Here is an 18680-nt window from a genome sequence, read left to right as displayed (position 1 = left end):
TATGTTGGTAATATCAAAGGTATTGGACGAATTTACCAGCAAACCTTTGTTGATACCTATTCCAGAGTTGCTTTTGCTAAGCTTTACACAGAAAGGACTGCTATCACAGCTGCAGATCTTCTTAATGATAGGGTAGTACCGTTCTTTGATGAACAGAAAGTATCATTGCTACGTGTTTTGACGGATCGTGGTACAGAGTATTGTGGCAGACCTGAAAATCACGCTTACCAGCTATATTTAGGGGTAGAAAATATTGATCATTCTCGAACCAAAGCTCGTTCTCCACAGACTAATGGCATATGTGAAAGGTTCCACAGAACTATGCAAGATGAATGTTACAATATTATCTTTAGAAAGAAAATTTACACCTCTTTGGCAGAACTTCAGTTAGACGTAGACCATTGGGTGCATTCTTACAATAGATCTAGACCGCATTCAGGTAAATATTGCTATGGTAAGACTCCTATGCAAACCTTTTTTGATAGTATGCATATTGCTTATCAGAAAAATATTGATAGCATTAAACAGGATGCTGATTTTGGTTTTGACTTTGTTAATTCTTCTGTCAGTTAATTCATGCTTGTCAGATTAAGTCTAGACTATTACAACTTACTGAATTTTCTTGTTCTTGATACATAAAATACCCCCAGTTTATTACAGCTTAGTATAAATATCTACACTATATAAATATCAATTCAACTTATCACCACCGGGTAACGGTGGCAAGCCAAAAGCTTCTCTTTTTTCATTGAGCGTCATGAAGCTTGCGTTTTGCACGTATTTCCACATCTTTTGTCTTTTCTCCATTAGAATTTCTATCGCGTCTTTATCATATGACAAACATAAATCTTTACCAAACTTGGGCACTAGCCAAGAATTCAGGTGACAGATAATATTTTCTAGCGTTGGTAAAATCGTCTGTTCCCAAAGGGAAAGACGTGCTTCGATCAAATTGCTATAAGTATTATCACCTGGTATGCCAAGCAACTGCGGCGGAACGCCAAAAGCCAGTGCAATATCACGAGCTGAGCTGTGTTTAGACTCAATAAAATCCATATCTCTCGGTGATAAGCTCATCTCCTTTCACTCTAGGCCCCCTTCAAGTAATATTGGTCTTCCAGCGTTAACAGGACCTGAATAATGATCGTTTATCTGTGCTTTTAAGCGTTGATATTGCTCTTGACTTAAGTTTCCACCACTTCCATCCTTTTCTGATTTTACAACTATTGCACCACTTGGTCTTGCTCCATTTTGCAGCATTGCCTGATTCCAAGCACCAGCCTGATTATGCTGATCTATACTATATGCAGCTGCCTCAATTGGTGAAAGTCCATACCAATCATTCAAAGGGTTAAAGGTTTTAAGATGCAGTACTGTTGAACGCCCAGTCAATTTATCAACTTTAAAGTCATAACTGTTGTTATTTACGGTATAACGATAGGCATAGGGAACGTTACTTCTCCCCGGAACAATTTCAACTCTATCAGGGCGCAGAAGATAAAGCTCTGTTGGTTTGTTCTGCGCCTCAATCATCAATACATAAGAATTGCCATTAACTAATCGATAAGTCACAATCCCTTCAATAAATTCCGATTTTGATGTCATTGGATTAGGAGAATAAAGTAACTTCAGTAATGGATGCGCTTTTAGTTGTGATTTTCCCTGGTCAGTAAGCTGGCAGAGAGTAAAAGGTACCGAAGATGAAGCACTTGCGATCATATTAATTGCTCGAAAGGCAATAACATTTTTTATGTAACCTTCCTCAGCAAAACTTACATAATCACGTCTACTCCAACTTGGTTCCATCATTAGTTGCAAAGCAGAGTATTCACTGCTTTTCTTTCTTTGAAAAATGTTAAAATTCATACGTGCCTCCTGAAAAATTAAATTTGTTAAAAGATTAAAATTATAGTTGAATTATATCAATTGGTGTTACAAGAATGATATCATCTGAGTAGCTGACACTAGTTCGTTTGCGATAGTGCCATTCAAGTAGCCCATATTTGTCATCCAAGTAGCTTGACACTAGGATCCATCTTTTTATACAATTTAGTCAAAGACGTTCCTCTTAGCGTAAAACAGCTATGCTTACCAGTTCAGTGTGCTATCTACAATCAAATTTCTGGATTCCAGACTGGAATGACATTGATAGACCTAAAGAAATAGAATATGACAGAATGGCTAATATCTAACCAATTTGCTGATTATAACCATTCTGTGAAATTCATGGAAGCAAAAATTCAACAAATTTACAATAATTTATCTGACGAGTTAGTATGGCTGCTCCAGCACCCTCCACTTTATACTGCAGGAATCGGTGCAACAGATGATGACATTATTGAAAAATTGTTTCCTGTCTATAAAACAGGCAGGGGTGGTAAATATACATATCACGGTCCAGGGCAGCGTATTATATACTTAATGCTAAACCTTAAAAAAAGAAATAAATGCGATATAAAACTATACATTAGAGATCTTGGTAGTTGGATCATAAATGTTTTAAAGCATTTTAATATACTCGGAGAATTCAAAGAAGATAGAATAGGTATCTGGGTGAACAACAATGGAGTAGAAGAAAAAATAGCAGCTTTTGGCATTCGCTTGAGAAAATGGGTAACTTATCATGGCATAGCGCTTAATTTCTCTCCGAATCTTTCCCACTATAAGGGTATTATTCCTTGTGGACTAAAAGATTACGGCGTTACATCAATGGAAAAACTAGGAGTAAAAGTTTCTCTTTGCGAATTAGATGATATATTAAAGCAAGAGTTTCATAAGATATTTTAATGTATTTTTCTATTCTTTATTTTCTATGCCTTTTACTCACTAATCCTGCAAATCAAGTTGATATTATTGCTCCTTCTTCGAAAGGAAAAGAATCAGATCTGCCTACTATAAGAGAATACGTAAAAACTTTGGATTTTAATCCTCACATTTCGGAGAAAATATACAGTAATGACAACCAATTTTATTCTAACTCTGATGAGTTTAGAGCGAATGATTTGGTTAATGCGCTCACTGATGATAGTAAAATAATTTGGTGTATTAGAGGAGGAGAAGGGGCTTCTCGGCTAATTCCTTACCTAGAAAAGCTGCCCAATGATAAAAAAGAAAGAATTGCTCAAAATAAAAACAAGAAAATTCTTATAGGCTATAGTGATATCACTGCTTTACATATTTATCTGCAAGTCAAATATGACTGGCAAACTCTTCACGGCACCATGTTAGAAATGATAGTAAATAACTCCGTTGCTGAAAGTTCTGTTGAAAAATTAAAAGAGTTAATTCTTAAGCAACGCAACTCTATCAGATTTGATAACCTAAAAATGATCGACAATGGCGTTAGACTAAAAAATGGCAAATTAGAGTCTAAAATCATCGGTGGTAATATGACTTTGGTTGAAAACAGTATAGGAACTGCTTGGCAAATAAATGCAAAAGACAAAATTCTATTTTTAGAAGACATAAGAGTTTATCCATATTCAATTGAGCGCAGTCTAGATCACCTAAAACAAGCTCATATTTTTGATGGAGTACATGCAGTAATATTCGGTGACTTTGTTAACTGTTATAATGATAATCTTGTTGAAATTGTAAAAGAAAGGTTTGCAAAAAGTGTTAACTTTCCTGTATTTACAATGAAAGGGGTAGGCCATGGACATATAAATGACCCTTTACCTCTCAACACTCACACTATCATCAGCATTCAAAACGAGAAGGAGTTTATGGATGTGCAACAGTTATACAAGTAGCTTTATCTGTAATAGTCTAGACTTGATCTGACAAGCAAACAAAGTAAGATAAAAATATAGACAAGTTTTAAAGGAGTGTCAGATATGAATACAACACAAGAAAAAATACTAAAACCAAAGTTGGGATTGCTAGAACTTGCAAAGCAATTAGGAAATGTATCACAGGCGTGTAAAGTAATGGGATATTCAAGGGATACATTTACCGCTTCAAAGAACTGTATGAAACAGGAGGAGAAGAGGCTTTACACGAGATAAGCAAAAGCAAGCCATTGTATGCAAATAGAGTGTCGGAGGATATAGAAAAAGCAGTAGTTGAAATAGCAATAGAGTTTCCAGCATACGGACAAGAAAGAGCAGCAAACGAACTGAAAAAGAGAGGAATTCTCATCTCTGCAAGTGGAATAAGATCAGTGTGGCAAAGAAACGATCTTGAAAATTTTAAAAAGAGGTTAAAGGCATTAGAAGCAAAAGTAGCTCAGGATGGTATCATTTTAACAGAAGAACAGATAACAGCTCTAGAAAAGGCTAAGGAAGAAAAAGAGGCCCATGGAGAAATTGAAACAGAGCATCCAGGATACTTAGGTAGCCAAGACAGTTATTATGTTGGTAATATCAAAGGTATTGGACGAATTTACCAGCAAACCTTTGTTGATACCTATTCCAGAGTTGCTTTTGCTAAGCTTTACACAGAAAGGACTGCTATCACAGCTGCAGATCTTCTTAATGATAGGGTAGTACCGTTCTTTGATGAACAGAAAGTATCATTGCTACGTGTTTTGACGGATCGTGGTACAGAGTATTGTGGCAGACCTGAAAATCACGCTTACCAGCTATATTTAGGGGTAGAAAATATTGATCATTCTCGAACCAAAGCTCGTTCTCCACAGACTAATGGCATATGTGAAAGGTTCCACAGAACTATGCAAGATGAATGTTACAATATTATCTTTAGAAAGAAAATTTACACCTCTTTGGCAGAACTTCAGTTAGACGTAGACCATTGGGTGCATTCTTACAATAGATCTAGACCGCATTCAGGTAAATATTGCTATGGTAAGACTCCTATGCAAACCTTTTTTGATAGTATGCATATTGCTTATCAGAAAAATATTGATAGCATTAAACAGGATGCTGATTTTGGTTTTGACTTTGTTAATTCTTCTGTCAGTTAATTCATGCTTGTCAGATTAAGTCTAGACTATTACACTTTTATCTCACACTCCTTTCATTCCAGCACCTTCGTTGTCATCCTAGTATCCCCCCTTGTCATCCCAGTGCCTAGACACTGGAATCCAGATCAAGTACGGCTATTATCCAAATAACCCTTCGTTGTTATTCAAGCAGCCCCTTCGTTGTCATCCCAATGCCCAGACACTGGGATCCAGGAACCTGCGTCACGCGCTCTACTATGAAGGAATGCTAGTAACTCCCTGCTGTCCATTTATTAAGGCGGCAGATGATTTCTCTGCTCCATCAACTTTAGTACTAGGCTTTAGTAATGCATATGTAGCACAACCAACTACCAGTGCTGCTGCTGTAACTGCAACCACTGCTATAACGATAGGTATCAACTGAGCTGTAATTGTTCCAGTTGTAAAAAGTGCCACTGCTATAGCAGTGCCTAATAATGTATTCACTCCACCAGCAATCATTGCCTTATTACGTGCTTTCACAATCATTGCCTTATTATTATGTTCTTCCACAAAAGAACGTCCTCCTGCGTCTAATAGAGCTTTTTTTACGTCTCTCTTATCATAATCTAAATAAGTCTTCCATTTTTATCTACTGCATTAACATCTGCTCCTGCTTTGATTAAAGCATTTACTATATCTACGCGACCATTCTTAGCATCATTATGTAAAAAAAGAGGTTCTTTTAAACCAAAATCTGCTCCTCTTCCGAATAAAACCTCTGTTATCTTTGTGTGACCATACAAAGCAGCATAGTGCAAAGCAGTGCGATTCGAACTATCTTTCACATTAACATCTGCTCCTTTTGAGATTAAAAACTCTACTACCTCTTTGCGACCATACAAAGCAGCATGGTGCAAAGCAGTGCGATTCAACACATCTTTCGCATTAACATCCGCTCCTGCTTCGAGTAAAACCCCTACTGTCTTTGTGTAACCATTCTGAGCAGCTATAATTAATAACGTCTGCTTTCTGCGTAGGAGAATATCAAATGCATCATTAATTATATTATCTTTATTTAAGCCTTCCTTAAACTCAATCGTACTTAGTACTTTTTTCAGTAATTCATATTCTCCTGTCATGATTTTACCTTCAATATTAAAAGAGTTATTTAATTATTACATAATTATGATAAAAAGTCAATTAAAACAAGCTAATAACCGGGATTGTGAATAGTAAATTAGATTCAAATAGCCTCTTTGGTGTTATTTCAGTGTTAGACCTTTTCATATCCCTACGAGCAAATTAATGTTATCCTTTTATTGCTAATCTAAAGTTTTTTATGTTCATACACTTGCGTGTTCATAGCGTTTATTCTCTGCTTGAGAGTTCGGTTAAAATTGAGGAGCTGATTGGTCTTTGTTTGCAGAACAAAATGCCGGCAGTTGCAGTTACTGACTCAGGTAACTTATTTGGCTCACTTGAATTTGCAGAATATGCAGCAAGTAGGGGAATACAGCTAATAATAGGATGCAATATTATCGTTCGACACTTAGAACAAAATTTATCAATACTCCTACTTGCAAAAAATGAACAAGGGTACACTAATTTAGTCACCTTGGTGAGTGAGTCTTTTAAAAAGCGCAAGAATAACAGCGATATTCCTTACGTTGATTTTGATGAGCTATTAAATTTAAGTTCAGGCCTAATCGCCTTAACTGGTGGATATGACGGCATATTGGCTCAACTGTTATTGAAGCAAGATAAAGAAACGATAAAAAGACTGCTCTCAGCATTCGATGGTCATTTATATGTTGAATTGCAGCGTCATGGGCTGAATAAAGAGCTAGAGCTTGAAGAAGCTTTAATAGATTTTGCTTATCAGCGCAATATACCACTAGTTGCAACGAATGATGTGTTTTTTCCAAATAAGTCTGACTATGAGGCTTATGACATATTAACGTGCATATCAGAGGGCAGTTATGCCCTGGAGAATAACAGAAAGAAGTTAACTACCGAGCATTACTTCAAATCTGTGGCAGAAATGGAGGAGCTATTTAGCGATATCCCCGAAGCAATTCATAACACTTCAGTGATAGCTAAGCGGTGCTCTTACATGCCAAGAAGCAGGCAGCCTATCTTGCCTAAATTTCCTTGTCGAGAAAATAAAACTGAGAATGAAGAAATGAGGGAGCAGGCAGTTGCAGGATTAGAATTCCGCATTGCAAATGAAACGGACATAGACCTTAAACAATACTACGATCGGCTGAATTACGAACTAAGCGTAATAACTTCGATGAACTACGCTGGCTACTTTTTGATAGTTTCTGATTTCATTCGTTGGAGCAAAGCAAATGGCATTCCAGTTGGTCCAGGAAGAGGCTCTGGTGCTGGATCAATTGTTGCTTGGAGCTTACAAATTACAGATCTTGATCCAGTAAAGTTTGGTCTGATCTTTGAAAGATTTTTAAATCCTGATCGTGTATCGATGCCTGACTTTGATATCGATTTCTGCCAAGAGAAAAGGGACCTGGTTATTGATTATGTTCAGAAAAAGTACGGTTATGTTGCTCAAATAATCACTTTTGGAAAATTGCAAGCAAGGGCAGTATTGCGTGATGTTGGTAGAGTATTGCAAATGCCTTACTCTCAAGTGGATAAAATATCTAAAATGGTTCCATTTAATCCAGTAAATCCTGTAACTTTATCGCAAGCGATAGAGTTTGATCAAAATCTTCAGAAAGAAAGGGATAGTGATGAAGTAATTGCCAAACTTCTTGATATATCTCTAAAGCTTGAAGGAATATACCGTCACGTTTCAACTCATGCTGCTGGAATCGTGATATGCGATCAAAAATTAGAAAATTTTGTTCCTATTTACTACGACCCAAATTCAGCTCTGCCAATCACTCAATACAGCATGAAATATGTAGAGAAAGCTGGGTTAATAAAATTTGATTTTCTTGGACTTGGCACCTTAACACTAATAGATCATGTCTGTCGTTTAATCAATCGTGATGGAAAAAGAATAGATATTTCTTCACTACCTTTGAATGACCAGAAAACCTATAAAATGCTCTCAAAAGGTGATGCAATTGGAGTGTTCCAGCTTGAAAGTTCGGGAATGAGAGAAGCTTTAATCAAACTAAAGCCAGACTGCATTGAAGATATCATCGCTTTAATTTCTCTTTATCGCCCAGGGCCTATGGATAACATTCCAACTTACATTGCAAGAAAACACGGGCTTGAAAAGCCAGATTATATTCATCCATTGCTTGAGGAGGTGTTAAAAGAAACATTTGGAGTAATAATCTACCAAGAACAGGTGATGGAAATAGCCCGTATTCTTTCTGGATATAGCCTCGCAGAAGCAGATTTACTCAGACGCGCTATGGGCAAGAAAATTAAAGAGGAGATGGATAAACAACGTGAACTTTTTGTTCAAGGAGCAACAAAGAATGGTGTTGACTACGACAGGGCAAGTTATATTTTTGATCTTGTTGCAAAATTTGCTGGTTATGGATTTAATAAATCCCACGCTGCAGCATATGCGATTATATCTTACCAAACAGCTTACCTTAAGGCTAACTACCCGCTAGAATTTTTTACGGCCTTGATGAATCTCAACATTGATGATAGAGACAAACTGAATTTGTTTTATCATGCTGCAAAATTCAGTGGAGTTGCTGTTCTTTCGCCTGATATCAGCAAATCTAAGGCTGAATTTTCAATAGAGGGTGAGCACATACGCTACGGAATTGCTGCTTTGCGTAATGTTGGTTTTGCTACAGCAGAAGGAATAGTAAATGCACCTTATAAGGACATATGGGAATTTATTCAAAATTCTGGTCATATGATAAATAAGAGGGCGCTAGAAAGCTTAATTAAATCTGGAGCTTTCGATAGTGTGCACAAAAATAGAAAGCAGTTATACGAGTCAATAGACACATTGATTTACTTTGCAAATAAAAATAGGCAGTCAAATCAAGCTGCTTTATTTGGTAATCTTGATATTCTGAAGCCAAAACTTGAGAACGTGGAAGATTTTAATGAAGAGGAAAAATTAGAGCATGAGTTATTTTTATTGGGATTTTACTTAACTAATCATCCACTTGAAAAGTTTAGAACTCTCTTGAAAAAATTAAATATTGGGTTTATCGGAGAGAGTAAGACGATAAAAACTGCTGGTGTAATATTAAATGTGCGTATGAGAACCTCAGAACGTGGAAGATTTGTTATCCTAACACTTTCTGATCCTCACAATGTTTCTGAAATAGCATTCTACAATAATGAAATAATAGAAGAAAAAAGGAATCTATTTTCACCTGGAGCATTTGTGATAATTGATCTTGAAATTTCAGAAAACACAACGAGACTATCAGGAAAGGACATATCTGAATTTACAGAAAAGGTTACTTCTCTCATGAAAGGATTAGTTTTAACTGCTGTATGTGCAGACTCGCAAAAAGTTGCTGAGGAGTTGAATTCAGTGTTGAAAAATGGAGGCAAAACCAAAATAATGCTAAAGTTTCTTCTCAAAAAACATAAAGTCAGCATCTTGTTGCCAGGTACATATTCAATCACCCCCCAAGCTATTTATGAAATATCTCACTTAAGTTGGATTGAAGGCGTAGAAATTAATACAAATAACTTGCTTATATAAAAAAGTTTTATATAATAAAGTGTTTAATTGATATTAAAGGAAGATATAGTGAATCTCTATGAATTTACTTTTATAGCACAACCGAACTTATTGCAGCAAGAAGTAGAAGAAATGGTCCAAGAATTGGCTATTTTGTTGAAAAATATTAAAGCAGATGTTATTTCTCAGGAGGTTAAAGGTCTCATAGAAAGAGAACATAGCACAGTTACAAAACAAGAGCTAGAGGCAAGTACTGAAAGCATTAAAAAAAGTCTGATTGTTTACTCTGATTTTTTGGAAACTCTGACAAAAATTTTATGGGTTGAATTGGAAGAAGATTTTTCAAATTTAAAAGAAATAAAGTCAAGAATCGATAAAGAATTGAAAAATGAACTAAGTGATACGGGAATAAAACAAAATTTTATGGACCTTCCAGGAGCTAACACTAAAAGTGCATTTATCTATAATGTAGTAAATGCTTTTAAGGAAAATATTTCACAACATCTAATAAAGCCCCTTCAAGAGGTTTTAAAAAGTTTTAAAATAGTAGACTCAAATCAATTGAGTAAAACGCTGGAAGTGCTTTTGAAAAATATTGAAGCTTCAGGATTGATAAAATATGAATATTGGGGTCTATTGGATTTTGCATACCCAATAAATAAGATGAAAAGTGGTCATTACTGTATGATGTGTATAAGTTTTACTTCAAGCATTATGGATGAATTTGAGCGTAGAGTAAAACTGAATGAGAATATTATTCGCCACTTGTCTGTACGGGTTAATGAGTTTTTTAAAGGTAAATCTTACATGCTGGATAAACAAATTGAGGAGAAAAGTGCATAATGATGAAAAGACGAAATAGTTTTAATAATTCTTACGTGTCTGTAAATAACAGAACTGGCTTTAGGCGTCCTAAGGTCTGTCCTCTTACTCCATCTAAAGATGAGGACATAGACTATAAGAATATAGATTTATTGTCCAAATTCACCTCTGACTATGGTAGAATATTACCTAGAAGGTTAACAGGTGTGTGCGCAAGAAAACAAAGAAAGTTGCGCTTAGCAATTATAAGAGCACGCTTTTTAGCTCTTGCTCCTTACTGTACTAAAAAAGTTAGGTAATTTATGTTAATAATTTTAAAGGAAAATATAACAACTTTAGGTAAGCTTGGTGAAGTTGTCAAAGTTAAGCCAGGTTATGCCCGTAATTTTCTTTTTCCACAAAAAAAGGCGATGAAAGCCACTAAGGAAAATTTAATAAAGTTAGAGGAACAGCGTTTATTATTGGAAGAAGAAAATATCAAAAAATTAAATGCAGCAAAAGTGCTTGCATCATCACTGCATGATAAATTTATTATATTAATAAAGCAAGCTTCAGAGGATGGAAAGATTTTTGGCTCTGTAACCACACGTGAAATTGCAAAAACTTTATTACAAGAAGGATATGATATAAGTCATCATAGTTTATCTTTTGGTGGAATAAGTATCAAAAATTTGGGCGAGTATCAAGTAAATATAGAATTACATAGTAAAGTGATAGTTCCAATTACTATATACGTTGTAAGATCTGAAAAAGATGCACATGAATTGAGGCAAGTAAAGTTGCAAAATCAGAAATCTGAGCAACAAGAGGCAGAGCAAAATGCGAGTAAAGAAGCTACTGATGGTGATGATAGCTGATCAAAGATGATCCCTTGTTATAGTCGTAAAGAAATGTCTTCCATTGCTAAGCTGGTATCATCCCAGTGCTCCCCTCATGTCATCCCAGTGCGTGACACTGGGATCCAGTTTATTTCATCATGGACATTATTTTATGCTTCTAGAATCCGTTGTCCATTGAATAATTTGCAAATACTTTTATATCTGGATTCCAGTGTCATGCACTGGAATGACACCATTATTGGAATAAATCAAAAATGATCCCACGCTATAGCCGCAAAGAAATGTCTTCCATTTGGGAAGAAAAAAATAAGTTTAATATATGGCTCAAAATAGAAAAATTAGCGTGTGAAGCTCAAGCAGAGTTAAGAGTGATTCCAAATAGTGTTGCTCAGAAGCTCTCTGATGTTATTGAATTTGATATTGAACGTATTAACGAAATTGAATCCATTGTAAAACATGATGTTATAGCTTTTTTAACATATGTTGCTGAAGAAGCGGGAGTTGATGTTCGTTATCTTCATTATGGAATGACAAGTTCTGACGTTTTAGATACATGCCTTGCGGTTCAGTTAAAGGAATCATGTGATATTTTGCTCGAAAATTTAAAAAATATACTTGCAGCACTGAAAAAAAAGGCTGAGGACTATAAAAATATTGTTTGTGTTGGGCGCAGTCATGGAATGCATGCAGAATCAACAACTCTTGGATTAAAATTTGCTAGATTTTATGCTGAATTTAAACGCAATTATCAGAGATTAATTAGCGCGAAAACAGAGATCTCGATTTGTAAAATATCAGGTGCAGTAGGTAATTTTTCAAATGTTGATCCGTTTGTTGAAGAGTATGTAGCGAAAGAAATGGGACTTATACCTGAAACCATATCGTCTCAAGTCATTCCTCGTGATAGACACGCAATATTCTTTTCAGTTTTAGGAGTGATTGCAAGTTCAATAGAGAATATTGCCGTTGAAATACGTCACTTACAAAGAACTGAAGTTGGAGAAATTTCTGAGTATTTTTCCACCGGTCAGAAGGGAAGTTCTGCTATGCCGCATAAGTGTAATCCTATTTTAAGTGAGAATTTGACTGGGCTCTCACGCTTAATACGCAGCTATGTTTTTCCTGCATTAGAAAATGTTGCATTATGGCACGAACGAGATATATCGCACTCGTCTGTGGAAAGATGCATTGCTCCTGATGCTTGTATAGCAATGGATTTTGCTTTAGTACGATTAACAGATTTGATAGATAAATTGGTGATCAATAAGGAAAACATTGAAAAGAACTTAAATTCTTCAAAAGGCTTGGTTTTTTCACAACGAGTATTACTCGAGTTGGTAAATAGTGGTTTGGCGAGGGAAGAGGCATATAAAATTGTTCAGAATAATGCAATGAAAGTAAAGCAAGATAACAGTGATTTTCTGTTCGAATTGAAACAAGATAAATCCTTGCATGGAATTATTGACTCTGAAAAACTTGAGTCTTTGTTTGATTTGAAGTATTATATGAAACATATAGATTACATATATAGCAAGGTTTTTAATTAGGCTGAGTAGCTCAGTGGTAGAGCAGGAGGATCATAATCTCTTGGTCGGGGGTTCAAATCCCTCCTCAGCCACTCAAGCTAAGCTATGGTTTGGCGATAGCAGCGCACTTGACAAAATAACGTGATTCATTGTCAATTAACTGAAGTTTTTTTTCAGTTGTTCATATAGTATATGGAATAATGTATGTGAAGTGATAAAGATACAACATTTGTTGTATCTATTCAGGGGAATGGCTAATGGTATCCGTTCAAGAAAGTGGTAAGGTAGATGAGAAAAGACAACTAAATGAATTTCATCCGAGTAGCTGACACTGGCATCTATATAAAGACAATCCAATGCACTCATTTAAAGTGAAGTTTTCTGGATCCCAGTGTCTAGGCACTGGGATGACAAGAAAAGAGTTGACTTGAATGACACCGAATAGGTACTGGGACAGAGGCTACTTGAATAATATTTTACCATGTCATTCCAGCACTTGATGCTGGAATCCAGAAGTTTTTTGAGCACAAAAGTCATGCTAAGTTTTTGTTGTTAAGAAAGGCTGGATAGCTACTTGCATGACACCATTTGTTACTGTGTTTTTGTCTATCTTATTTTGCTACCCTACTGAACGAATACACAAAATCTAACTTTTTTCTATACAACCAGCCAGGTCAAGAAAGGTGAATCTATCTCTTGTTGCAAATGTAAGATTGACTACCTTGCAATATTGCTCTTTGTTCCAATTAAGATGCTCCGGTAAGTACGGAATTGATAGATCTTCAAATACTTTCTGCAGGTGTTTTGCAGATAGTAAATTTTGCTTAATTAAACTAGAAATATTACTCCATTCTTTGCAAATAATCTCTTGAATTTTTTGCTGCATCATTTGCTTCTGCTTTAGAATTTTTATAAATTCGGTATTACCAAAGCGCTGAGTTATATGTTTTACATCTAAAGTGATCGGTTTGGTAATCGGGTTTCGTATTGACAATATCTCCTCTTGCAAGTTAGCCATGGTAATCGTTGTCACAGCAATTTTTTCCCCATGTAACGAGGAGGAATAATCCTGTGTTACCATCTCAATTGCATGAGCTATCATATGTTCTCCTTGACTTGCAGAGTAACTGCCTTTTGACATCACCATTCCGAGTCCTGAAATCAATAAGGCTTCCATAAGTAATAAAACTACTCTTTTATCTTTTTTAGCAAGTGCCAAGTGTTCTCTGAGCAAAATTTCCTCCAGATTGCGAACAAGTTTAAAGGGGAGTTCATTATATTCTGTGCCAAGTAATAGATGAGATAATAGCCAATCGGCTTGTACTGTTGAACGGCAGATGAAATCTGCAAATCCACTTAATGTGAGGCGTGGTGGTGCGTTGGCAATTATATCGGTATCAATGTATATTGCCTTTGGAAGATGTGCTCCGAACGATTTTTTATATCCATCAACTAATATTGAAGCGTTTGCAGAGCTATATCCATTCATGGAAGCAGCTGTTGGAAAGGATATGTAGTCTTTGCCTTCTAAATAGCTTGCGTACTTACAGATATCATTAACAGTGCCACTGCCAAATGCAACCATTAAGTCACTATCTTTTGCTTTATTTCTAACTAGGTTTACAGCTTGGAGAGAAGCAGCTCTGTTCAGTCTATTTGGTGTCATCCAAGTAGCGTGACACTGTGATCCATCATAGTCACGCGCTGGAATGACAGGTGTGGCTGGAATAATTAAATGAGAAACTTTATTAAGTATGTTTTTGTTTAAAAGTTTTGCTGTATTTTTATCTGCAATCAGAAAAATGTCATTTCCGTATTGTCTACATATTTCATAGATATTATCAGCAAGTACTGTTACTTCCCTAATAAAAACTTGTTCTGTGCGCTGTAATATTTGTTTTAAATATCGCATAGAATGTTTACAATACGGTAATGTTAGTATTTCAAGATTGATATGAAGATTGACCCTGTAAAACTAACTAAGAAATTAATTTCTTTTAAAAGTATAACACCAAAAGACGATGGGGCAATAGAGCATATAGCAGCCATTCTCAAGAAAAGTGGTTTTGAATGTGAGATTTTAGAGTTTGGTGATAAAGTTAAAAATCTTTATGCGAAATATATAAATGGAGTACCAAACTTGTGTTTTGCTGGACATGTTGATGTTGTACCACCAGGTGAGTTAAAAGATTGGATATCTGATCCATTTAAGCCAGAAGTTAGAGATGGAATGCTATATGGAAGAGGAGCAGCTGATATGAAAGGCGGAGTAGCTGCATTTATTGCTGCTATCGTAGATTCAGTTGCAGGTAAGTTTCGATTCAGCGGTTCAATCAGTGCATTGATTACCAGCGCTGAAGAAAGCACGGAAGAACATGGAACAAAGGCCGTTTTGGAATGGATGAAAAGCAAGCAAAAAAAGATAGATTTTTGTATAGTTGGAGAACCAACGAGTAGTGAGAAATTAGGTGATACCATAAAAATAGGTAGAAGAGGTTCTGCAACATTTAAATTGATTTGCCATGGTAAACAAGGGCACGTTGCCTACCCAGATCTAGCAGATAATCCAATATATAAAATGGTATCGATACTAAGTAAGATAAAAGATACCACTTTTGATACTGGTAATAAATACTTTCAGCCTTCACATTGCGAAATTACTACTATCGACGTTGGAAATAATACTAATAATCTAATACCTAGTTCAATAGCAGCAGGTTTTAATGTTCGATATAACAATACACAAACACCAGACGTTTTATATAAGATGATTGATGCAATATGCACCAATGTGACTAACGATTATAAACTGTCTATGCAGAGCAGCAGAAACGTTTTTCTCTCTATTCCTGATAGAAATACTGATATTATGCTTGATGCGATAAATAAAATTACCGGCATTGATGCTGTGCTGAGTACAAATGGTGGCACATCTGATGCTGCGTTTATTAAGGATATTTGTCCAGTAATTGAATTTGGTATGATCAACAAAACCGCACATCAGGTAAATGAATGCGTATCAATAGACGATATACATAAATTAACAGCTATATATAAGGAGTTTATAAAAAATTATTTTTACCCCACTAATAAAATATTAAACCAGATCAATGTAATTGGTAATACGCCTGATGGTCCATTATTAGCTTGAGGTGTAGTTGCATAGAGAAGAAAACTTACTAGACACATTTTACCAGTCCCTTATTATAATATTAAGGGTATTTTTGACTCAAAACTTGTCTTTGATATGTGCGAGCTCAATAACAAAAATTCAGTAGAAAGCTTATTGGCGAAAATTATCTGTTCAGCAGAGTGACAAAATAAGATAGACAAAAGGGTATAAGAACAAATAGTGTCATGCAACACTGGTTTTTGTACACAAAACGTTGTAAAGCGCTTTTGTCAACCTGGATCCCAGCTCGGATAACAAGAAAAAAAGCACTGGTTTCACATAGATCTGAATAGATTAATTTCTTAAACATTTATAGCTCACATAAAACCCGGTCTGACTGTCATAAAGGCTACTCATTGCAGCAGACAACTTTCGCACTACTTCAAATTCTAATTTTCAACTTAAAGAGGTACATAATGTCAAATAACTTCAATTTCAAAGAATTTTTTCACCATCACGAAGCAAATAGCACTTTAGATGATATACAAAGGTACTGCATACTGTGGCAATCAGTGATATCACAGGCAATGATTGATGCAGCAAGTAACTGTAAAAAAACAGAAAGCTTGGTAGAGAAACGTAAAGCAATTTCCTGACTATCAGACTTCAGTCAAGATTTTGTTGAAACATGTATACTGGCTGATTGAGATCCGTTATACGTAAAAAACAAAATACAGCCAATTCTAAAAAAGATAAAGCCCTTTTAATGAGGTTTACCCCTCTCACCAAGAAAAATATCATTTAATCTTTTTTCTATAGCTTCATCTATATCTTGGATTAATAGCTGCTTTATCATATTCACTTTCCGTTCTGCCTCTTGAAGATTATTGTTACCGTAACTGTTCTTATTACTATAACCATAACTACTGCCATTTGGTTTATTACTCATTTTTCTTCTTGTGCTGAGTATCTGAACTATCTTCTCCTTGAAAAAAGACTTCCAGCCTGTGCCAGAAAATAATTTGTAGAGAAAATGCGGAGTAAGAAACGCCACTAATATTCTAATAGAAACTCCATAACCCAAATCATCTCTATTTTCATAATACCATTTTAAATATTGATACAAATGGTAAAATGCATTTTTGAAAGAGCTAAACTCTACAGTATACCAAAAACCATTGGTGAGAAACATAAGCATAATGCTCGATGTATAAAGATACAGAGTGAAAAGAAATAGCTTGACAACTATATCTTTCAAGCTGCCCAGTATATAATTAAATAACCTTAATTTATAAAAAAGTGATATCATTTCACGCACACTTTAATAAAGCTGGGGTGGAAGGATTCGAACCTTCGCGTGACGGTATCAAAAACCGCTGCCTTACCACTTGGCTACACCCCAATATTGTTTATATCAATAACATTATTAACCCAATCAGTAAAAGATTTATTCGCTTTTCCTATGGGTATTATCACAACGGCTGGTTGATCATAAGAATGCATTGCCTCGATTTTTTCTACAATCTTATCAGCCTGATCATTCCTACTCTTCATAATTGTCACCACTTCACAATTACTATTAATTTTACCTTCCCATAAATACAGAGAATTTACTTCAGGAAATATATTTACACACACAATTAACTTCTCGTTTAACAATTCTTCAGAAATAGCCTTAGCCTCTTTCAAGTTTGAAAAAGTTATATAGACTAAAACTAAATTGCTCATTAACCGCTACATAAATGCATTTTTACTATACTCTACTTAGATTTATTCATCAAGAGAAAATAGGAGAGACCTCTTCAGTGCTTGACACACAGAAATTGAAGTGTCATTTAGTAGCCCTCCCCTTGTCATCCCAGTAATTCTCCTCTTGTCATCCCAGTAATTCTCCTCTTGTCATCCCAGTGCGTGACACTGGGATGGCTTTGTTGCATCGCTCAAGTGAAAAGAACTGGCAGTTACTGACAAAATTCATTATAAATAGCCATTTAACTGTTGAAGAAAAAATATGCCACAAAAAATGAGAGTCAGTAACTGCAATGAATATAACAAATTTCTCCAAGAAAGAGGAAGCATTTTTTGTTATATCAATGACGCCATAGAAAATTGGTACGAGAATTGTCCAAAAATGCAGGGCGGCAACTATATTTATAGTGATAAAGTTGTGATTTTAGTGCATATAATCGTCAGTTTCTTTAGAATTGGTTTAAGACAAACAGTCGGGTTTATAAAAGGGTATGTGCAACAAATAGGAAGAGATTTGCAGCTATTCACAAGCATCAAAAAAAACTTAATATTAAGATAAATGATTGCAGGATTGATAAAAGCAACATGGAAAATATTGAAATTATCATAGATAGCACAAATTTACAGTAACACTCCTGGCCACAGTAAGGAAAACAGTGCAGATAGAAAGTACCGAAGCTACGAGCAAGTAAGAAAGTTACATGTTATGTTAAGTGTGAATAGTAAAAAAGCTATAGCTGCAAGATACAGTAATGGCGTCTACTCTGACCACTTGCGATTTGCTTGAAGAAGTTAATTTTCAGCACAAAATAAAAGCATTATATGCAGATAGGGCATACGATAGGCAAAAACTTTATAAATTGTGTAAGAAATACGATATAAAAACAAAAGTTCTACCAAAAAAGGATGCAGCAGAACATTCAAAAATAGATTATATGTCTGACAGGAATGCTGCTATTAGGTTAATAAAATTATACGGTGAAGATGGCATGAAAGAATGGAAAAAAGAAGTAAATTATGGGAAAAGATCTTACATAGAAGGATTTTTCTCAAGGTTGAAGCAAGTATTTGTTTAGGAATAAATCTGAAGTAAATCGTGAAAAAGAAT

At 35.3% G+C, this 18680-nt stretch carries 13 protein-coding genes, 2 tRNA genes and 4 pseudogenes; 13 read left to right on the top strand and 6 right to left on the bottom strand.

All coding sequences use genetic code 11. The features are described from left to right. Nucleotides 1-573: integrase core domain-containing protein (locus OUY_RS04825; protein WP_139686832.1), on the top strand; the 573-nt coding region annotated here is incomplete at its 5' end. A gap of 117 nt (nt 574-690) precedes the next feature. Here the strand turns inward: OUY_RS04825 and OUY_RS04820 are convergent. Further along, nucleotides 691-1866: pseudogene (locus OUY_RS04820) on the bottom strand (phage portal protein). Nucleotides 1867-2169: 303 nt separating this feature from the next. Between OUY_RS04820 and lipB the strand changes: the two are divergent. The 3 genes and pseudogenes from lipB (at nt 2170) to OUY_RS04805 (ending at nt 4924) form a co-directional block, all read left to right on the top strand. Beyond that, nucleotides 2170-2787: a lipoyl(octanoyl) transferase LipB gene (gene lipB, locus OUY_RS04815; RefSeq protein WP_010402734.1), complete on the top strand. Its 618-nt coding sequence runs from the start codon at nt 2170-2172 to the stop codon at nt 2785-2787. Then, nucleotides 2787-3752: an LD-carboxypeptidase gene (locus OUY_RS04810; RefSeq protein WP_139686831.1), complete on the top strand. Its 966-nt coding sequence runs from the start codon at nt 2787-2789 to the stop codon at nt 3750-3752. Before lipB ends, OUY_RS04810 begins: the two co-directional genes overlap by 1 nt. A gap of 84 nt (nt 3753-3836) precedes the next feature. Further along, nucleotides 3837-4924, top strand: a pseudogene (locus OUY_RS04805) (IS481 family transposase). Nucleotides 4925-5158: 234 nt separating this feature from the next. On the opposite strand, the pseudogene OUY_RS04800 reads toward OUY_RS04805, so the two are convergent. Then, nucleotides 5159-6024 (bottom strand): annotated as a pseudogene (locus tag OUY_RS04800) (ankyrin repeat domain-containing protein). Between the two features lie 200 nt (nt 6025-6224). Between OUY_RS04800 and dnaE the strand changes: the two are divergent. From dnaE to OUY_RS04765, 6 genes are all read left to right on the top strand, one after another. Further along, nucleotides 6225-9545: a DNA polymerase III subunit alpha gene (gene dnaE / locus OUY_RS04795; protein ID WP_139686830.1), complete on the top strand. Its 3321-nt coding sequence runs from the start codon at nt 6225-6227 to the stop codon at nt 9543-9545. A 48-nt stretch (nt 9546-9593) separates the two neighbouring features. Then, nucleotides 9594-10367, top strand: coding sequence for a 30S ribosomal protein S6 (gene rpsF / locus OUY_RS04790; protein WP_029237619.1), 774 nt, complete (start codon nt 9594-9596; stop codon nt 10365-10367). Further along, nucleotides 10367-10645 (top strand): 30S ribosomal protein S18, encoded by a 279-nt coding sequence (rpsR, locus tag OUY_RS04785; protein ID WP_139686829.1) that lies wholly within the window; start codon nt 10367-10369, stop codon nt 10643-10645. The genes rpsF and rpsR overlap by 1 nt, the downstream gene beginning before the upstream one ends. 3 nt (nt 10646-10648) lie before the next feature. Next, nucleotides 10649-11203, top strand: coding sequence for a 50S ribosomal protein L9 (gene rplI, locus OUY_RS04780; protein WP_139686828.1), 555 nt, complete (start codon nt 10649-10651; stop codon nt 11201-11203). Nucleotides 11204-11439: 236 nt separating this feature from the next. Then, on the top strand, nt 11440-12732 hold the full coding sequence (gene purB / locus OUY_RS04770) for an adenylosuccinate lyase (RefSeq protein WP_010402755.1): 1293 nt from the start codon (nt 11440-11442) through the stop codon (nt 12730-12732). Then, nucleotides 12732-12803 (top strand) — tRNA-Met (locus OUY_RS04765). The genes purB and OUY_RS04765 overlap by 1 nt, the downstream gene beginning before the upstream one ends. Nucleotides 12804-13357: 554 nt before the next feature. Here the strand turns inward: OUY_RS04765 and OUY_RS04755 are convergent. Continuing rightward, nucleotides 13358-14623 carry an iron-containing alcohol dehydrogenase gene (locus tag OUY_RS04755; protein WP_139686827.1) on the bottom strand — a complete coding sequence of 422 codons (1266 nt, stop codon included), beginning with the start codon at nt 14621-14623 and terminating at the stop codon, nt 13358-13360. A 42-nt stretch (nt 14624-14665) separates the two neighbouring features. Here OUY_RS04755 and dapE point away from each other — a divergent pair, with 42 nt between their 5' ends. Further along, nucleotides 14666-15862 carry a succinyl-diaminopimelate desuccinylase gene (dapE, locus tag OUY_RS04750; protein WP_139686826.1) on the top strand — a complete coding sequence of 399 codons (1197 nt, stop codon included), beginning with the start codon at nt 14666-14668 and terminating at the stop codon, nt 15860-15862. Between the two features lie 437 nt (nt 15863-16299). Then, a complete protein-coding gene (locus OUY_RS04745) occupies nt 16300-16479 on the top strand; it encodes a hypothetical protein (RefSeq protein ID WP_010402288.1) in 180 nt (59 codons plus the stop codon). 107 nt (nt 16480-16586) lie between these two features. Here OUY_RS04745 and OUY_RS04740 read toward each other — a convergent pair whose 3' ends face one another. The 3 genes from OUY_RS04740 to cutA all read right to left on the bottom strand — a co-directional run bounded on the left by OUY_RS04740 (nt 16587) and on the right by cutA (nt 17551). Beyond that, nucleotides 16587-16949: a hypothetical protein gene (locus OUY_RS04740; protein ID WP_236681805.1), complete on the bottom strand. Its 363-nt coding sequence runs from the start codon at nt 16947-16949 to the stop codon at nt 16587-16589. Between the two features lie 204 nt (nt 16950-17153). After that, nucleotides 17154-17225, bottom strand: a tRNA-Gln gene (locus OUY_RS04735). Then, nucleotides 17216-17551, bottom strand: coding sequence for a divalent-cation tolerance protein CutA (gene cutA, locus OUY_RS04730; protein ID WP_139686825.1), 336 nt, complete (start codon nt 17549-17551; stop codon nt 17216-17218). Before cutA ends, OUY_RS04735 begins: the two co-directional genes overlap by 10 nt. Nucleotides 17552-17834: 283 nt before the next feature. On the opposite strand from cutA, the pseudogene OUY_RS06910 reads away from it, so the two are divergent. Continuing rightward, nucleotides 17835-18680 (top strand): annotated as a pseudogene (locus OUY_RS06910) (transposase); the annotation flags it as partial.

The sequence above is a fragment of the Wolbachia endosymbiont of Leptopilina clavipes genome, from assembly GCF_006334525.1.
Taxonomy (GTDB): domain Bacteria; phylum Pseudomonadota; class Alphaproteobacteria; order Rickettsiales; family Anaplasmataceae; genus Wolbachia.
The sequence above is the reverse complement of the archived record's forward strand: the minus strand, read 5'-3'. Positions and strand labels throughout refer to the sequence as shown.